At 60.6% G+C, this 3,835-nt stretch carries 4 protein-coding genes and 1 pseudogene; 1 reads left to right on the top strand and 4 read right to left on the bottom strand.

Annotation, left to right across the window (positions count from 1 at the left end; translation table 11 throughout):
• A pseudogene (locus tag QZZ60_RS10880) lies at positions 1 to 204 on the top strand (peptide ABC transporter permease); the annotation flags it as partial.
• Positions 205 to 500: 296 nt separating this feature from the next.
• Here the strand turns inward: QZZ60_RS10880 and QZZ60_RS10875 are convergent.
• From QZZ60_RS10875 to QZZ60_RS10860, 4 genes are all read right to left on the bottom strand, one after another.
• Complete coding sequence (locus tag QZZ60_RS10875) at positions 501 to 764, bottom strand: glycine zipper domain-containing protein (protein WP_295641316.1); 264 nt, start codon at positions 762 to 764, stop codon at positions 501 to 503.
• A gap of 26 nt (positions 765 to 790) precedes the next feature.
• Entirely contained in the window at positions 791 to 1,159 is a 369-nt protein-coding gene (locus QZZ60_RS10870; RefSeq protein ID WP_295641315.1) for a hypothetical protein, read from the bottom strand.
• 740 nt (positions 1,160 to 1,899) lie between these two features.
• Complete coding sequence (locus tag QZZ60_RS10865) at positions 1,900 to 2,865, bottom strand: hypothetical protein (protein ID WP_295641313.1); 966 nt, start codon at positions 2,863 to 2,865, stop codon at positions 1,900 to 1,902.
• A 301-nt stretch (positions 2,866 to 3,166) separates the two neighbouring features.
• Positions 3,167 to 3,835, bottom strand: a 669-nt coding sequence (locus QZZ60_RS10860) for an MFS transporter (RefSeq protein WP_295641312.1), incomplete at its 5' end; no start/stop codon positions are given.

The raw sequence follows: 3,835 nt of genomic DNA, 5'->3' as shown, positions 1-3,835 counted from the left end.
TCGTCCCTCCGCTCTAACGCGCCCAGCGTGAACCCCCCAGTCGCAAACTGCGGCACCAACTTCATGCGCGGCAAAAACACGCTGGACACCGCTCCCTGGCTCTCGCTGTATCCGGGCCTTGCCATTCTCATCACGGTGCTGGGATACAACCTGCTCGGCGAAAGTCTGCGCGACCTCTTGGATCCGAGGCTCAGGGAACGCTGAACCTGACCGGACATCGTTCCGCAAAAGGCGGCCGGGGAGAAATTCCCGGCCGCCTTTCATATTAAGTGCGGCAGATCAGGAGTCCTCCCCCGCTTCCGAAACATACCGCCTCTCCCTGTCGGAAGGACCGCGCTCTTTTGATTGTCCCGGGCAGACCGACGACAGGCCATGAAAAAGGCCCCCGAAGGGGCCTTGAGGCGCTGTTTCATGTCGGAATCAAAAACTCCATGCTCCGGACACCTCACCCGGCAGCGCACGGATTTCCGGTTCCTGTCCGACGGTCCGTTCTGTGAACGTCACCAGCGGTGACCGTGCCCGCCATAATCATGACGTTCCTGCTGATGTCCGTAGATACCTCCGGCCAGAGCTCCCAGCCCTCCACCTATGAGCGCGCCGGTCGTTCCGCTGCCGCCGGTGAGCGTGCTCAGTCCGCCGCCGATGAGCGCCCCTCCGGCGGCTCCGCTGAGCGCCCCCTGCTGCGTGCGGGACATATTGGTGCAGCCCACGGGGCCAAGGGCCAGAGCCCCTGCAAGAAGTACGATAACGGGAAACTTTTTCATCATGACACTCCAAAGTGCTTCCGGCATCACTTGTCGTCCGGAGCCATGAACTCATACCAGAGCACGTCGAAAACGGAACGGCCTGACTCTGCCGGATGCGCCGCATACCAGTCGTCAAGCTTTTTCTGAATCTGCGTCCAGCTTTCATCGCCGAAGGCCTTCAGCCAGGCCGACACAAAAACGGATGCCTCCGTTCCCTGTTTTTCAGCCACAAGATGCTCAATGGCCACGGTGCTGGAAACCCCGTAAAGAAACGCAAGCTTTTCCGACGTGGAAGAGCGTTGCCACTCCTTTCCGGTAAAGTCGGCGGGCGTTGCCGTACCGGCAACGGCGGAGCCTGCAAGTCCACAAAGCATGACCGCGACGCAAACCCACTTAAACCAACGAAGTTTCATAGGCAATCCTCACCGCTCGAGGTCAAAGGACACGACCTCAGATGGGCATCGGCCGTCTGGGATCAGGACGAGGGCCACCGGGACGGGGAGCTCCGGGTCTGGGGGCTCCGGGTCTGAGGGCTCCGGGACGGGGGGCAGGACGCGGCGCTCCGGGCCTGGGAGCCCCGGGGCGCGGCGCAGGTCTCGGTGCGCCCGGTCTCGGTGCACCGGGACGCGGCGCGGGACGAGGAGCTCCGGGTCTGGGAGCTCCGGGTCTGGGAGCTCCGGGACGCGGCGCGGGACGCGGTGCCGGTCTGCCCGGCCGGGGAGCCGGTCGAGGTGCGGGACGGGGAGCACCCGGTCTCGGAGCAGGACGACGATCCGGACCGTGGGGCGGAGCTGCTTCCGCTTCGCGAGGCAGCAGGGTAGCCGTCATGCCGACGGTAAACAGACTCACCAGAGAACAAAGAAAGGTACGTCTATCCATATGCTTTTACCTCTTCCAATAACAACTGGACAGGAACCTATTTGAAGACATAGCGCACTGCCTGCCGTTATGCAAGCGTGCCACGCCAGGCGTTTCATTCAGGATATCCTGACATTCCGCACGGTTAATCACATCATCCTGATTTGTCAATCGGTAACGAAGCGTTGCAGGACCTTTCTTTTTCCTTCTCTCGCCGCAGCCGGCACACGCCGGAAGGAAGGCACGCGTGAAGGAACATATCTTCCGTTCTCTGCGGCGTGACGACGGAGCGCAATCAGGCCGGGTACTGATCCATGCCGCCCTGAAGCCACAGCGTTCCTGCAACATCATCCCCCGTCTGCGGCTCATAGCCCTTCAGCACATGATCGGCCGCATACAGGTACCCGCGCAACGAATCTTCTCCCATGCCCGAGAATATCGTAAGTATGCGCAAAAAGCGCCGTCCCATGAATTCCACCCTTTCCGTGCCGAGCACAGGAACCTGGAAGGCCCACATGCCCACCACCTCCGTGGGAAGCAGCAGCCCCCTTCCGTGAGAGGAAATCACCTTCGGCTGAAAGTCTCCGACCTTCTTTTCAGGATGAGCCGCAAGAAAGGCCTTGAGCGCCGCGTTCCATGCCGCGGACCCCGGCTCCAGAACGACGTCGGTCACCTCCGCCTTCGTCAGGGCAAGCGCCAGTCCCGCCATGTGGAACTCCGCCCGGGTTCCGAACTGAAGCTGCGGCACATGCTGAAAAAATCCCGCAAGAAAGAACGACACGGGCATGCCCATGCCGGACGTGCGCGCAGCCACCACGCCGGATATGCCGTTGGACCAGATGTGCGCCTGTTCGATGACGGAAGGGGCAGGCAGGCCCTCAAAGGCGGGATATCCTCCCACAAAGTCGGCCTTGCCCTTTCCCTGCGTCATGATGATGTGCGAGTGGATGGATATGCCGCCGCTTGCGGGACTGGCCAGCAGAATGACGCTGCTGCCGTCCTTTCTGTGCATGACCGGTCCCTGAGGAGCACTTTTTTCAAACACGCTCTGCAGACTGCCGACATATTCGCGGCTGCCTTCGGGAAAAAATGCCGACCATACATCCCCGAGTCCTTCAAAATGCCTGCCCGGAAAGGCGGAAGAAGGCCCTTCATTGTCCGGGGCGGAATCGCTGGACGTGTTGTTTCTCAGAGGGGGCTGTCTGACCGTCGTGCTGCTGTGTGTGCCCCGACCGCCGAAAAGTTTGCCCAGAACTCCCATATGTTCTCCTTTTGCCTGCATGGCGCACCATGCAATGCTCTCAAAACCGTGACATGACGCCGGTCGTCTTGAGCGGCGTCACGGCCCTCTCCGAACGCTGCCGACGTGCGGCCGCCGGACAGGCTGCCGCCTTCCGCAAGCCGCAGGCCGCTTACGGACATTAATAATCCGTTCCCGGAACATGACAAGATTCCGGCGGATTCGGCGAATCGTGCTCAGGCGGCGACGACGATGCTGCCGATCAGATTTCCGCCCCGAAAAACGTGCATGCTACACGTGCGGGAGCTGATGGGCAAGCCTTCTAGCGGTGATGACGGAGCGCTCTCAGACTGAGCCATACCCCCATGAGGTTGAACAGTCCGAACAGAAGCAGCGTGTAGCGCATGGCATGGAGGAACAAGCCGGAATTCTCATGCGTCACGGCGGTGTCTCCCATAAAAAGGCCTATCATGCAGGCCATGACGATATGACTCATGAGTCCTCCCATGGTGCGCAGACAGCCGAGCAGACCGGATGCCACGGAAAGGTTCTCTCTGGGCACGTTGCCCAGCGTGGCCGTCATGTTGGGAGCCACAAAGAACGCCGCCCCCGTTCCGAGGGCCGCCTGACTGACCACGACCTGCCATACGGAGCTGTTCTGATCGAGCAGCATGAGACTGAGTATGCTCAGACCGCACACCGCCATGCCCGACGTGGAAATGACTCCCGGACGATATCGATCGGCCAGTTTTCCGGCCAGCGGAGAAAAGAAGGTCTGGAACAGACTCTGCATCATGAGAATCATGCCCGCATGAAAGGCATTCATGCCGAGCACCTGCTGAAGATACAGGGAAAAGAACAGGGACAGCCCCTGAAAGGAACCGTAATTGATGAAGGTTGCCGCCATGCCGTCGGGCAGCCCCGGCACTCTGGCAAGAATTTTCAGATCAAACATGGGATCGGAAGAATTCCATTCTCTGCGAACGAAGGC

This window comes from uncultured Mailhella sp. (assembly GCF_905187505.1).
Classification (GTDB): domain Bacteria; phylum Desulfobacterota; class Desulfovibrionia; order Desulfovibrionales; family Desulfovibrionaceae; genus Mailhella.
This window is presented reverse-complemented; position numbering and strand designations above follow the sequence as displayed.

What these genes read in the sequence shown, in the direction of transcription:
- QZZ60_RS10875 (WP_295641316.1), bottom strand. Translation starts at nt 764, where the DNA reads ATGAAAAAGTTTCCCGTTATCGTACTTCTTGCAGGGGCTCTGGCCCTT.
- QZZ60_RS10870 (WP_295641315.1), bottom strand. Translation starts at nt 1,159, where the DNA reads ATGAAACTTCGTTGGTTTAAGTGGGTTTGCGTCGCGGTCATGCTTTGT.
- QZZ60_RS10865 (WP_295641313.1), bottom strand. Translation starts at nt 2,865, where the DNA reads ATGGGAGTTCTGGGCAAACTTTTCGGCGGTCGGGGCACACACAGCAGC.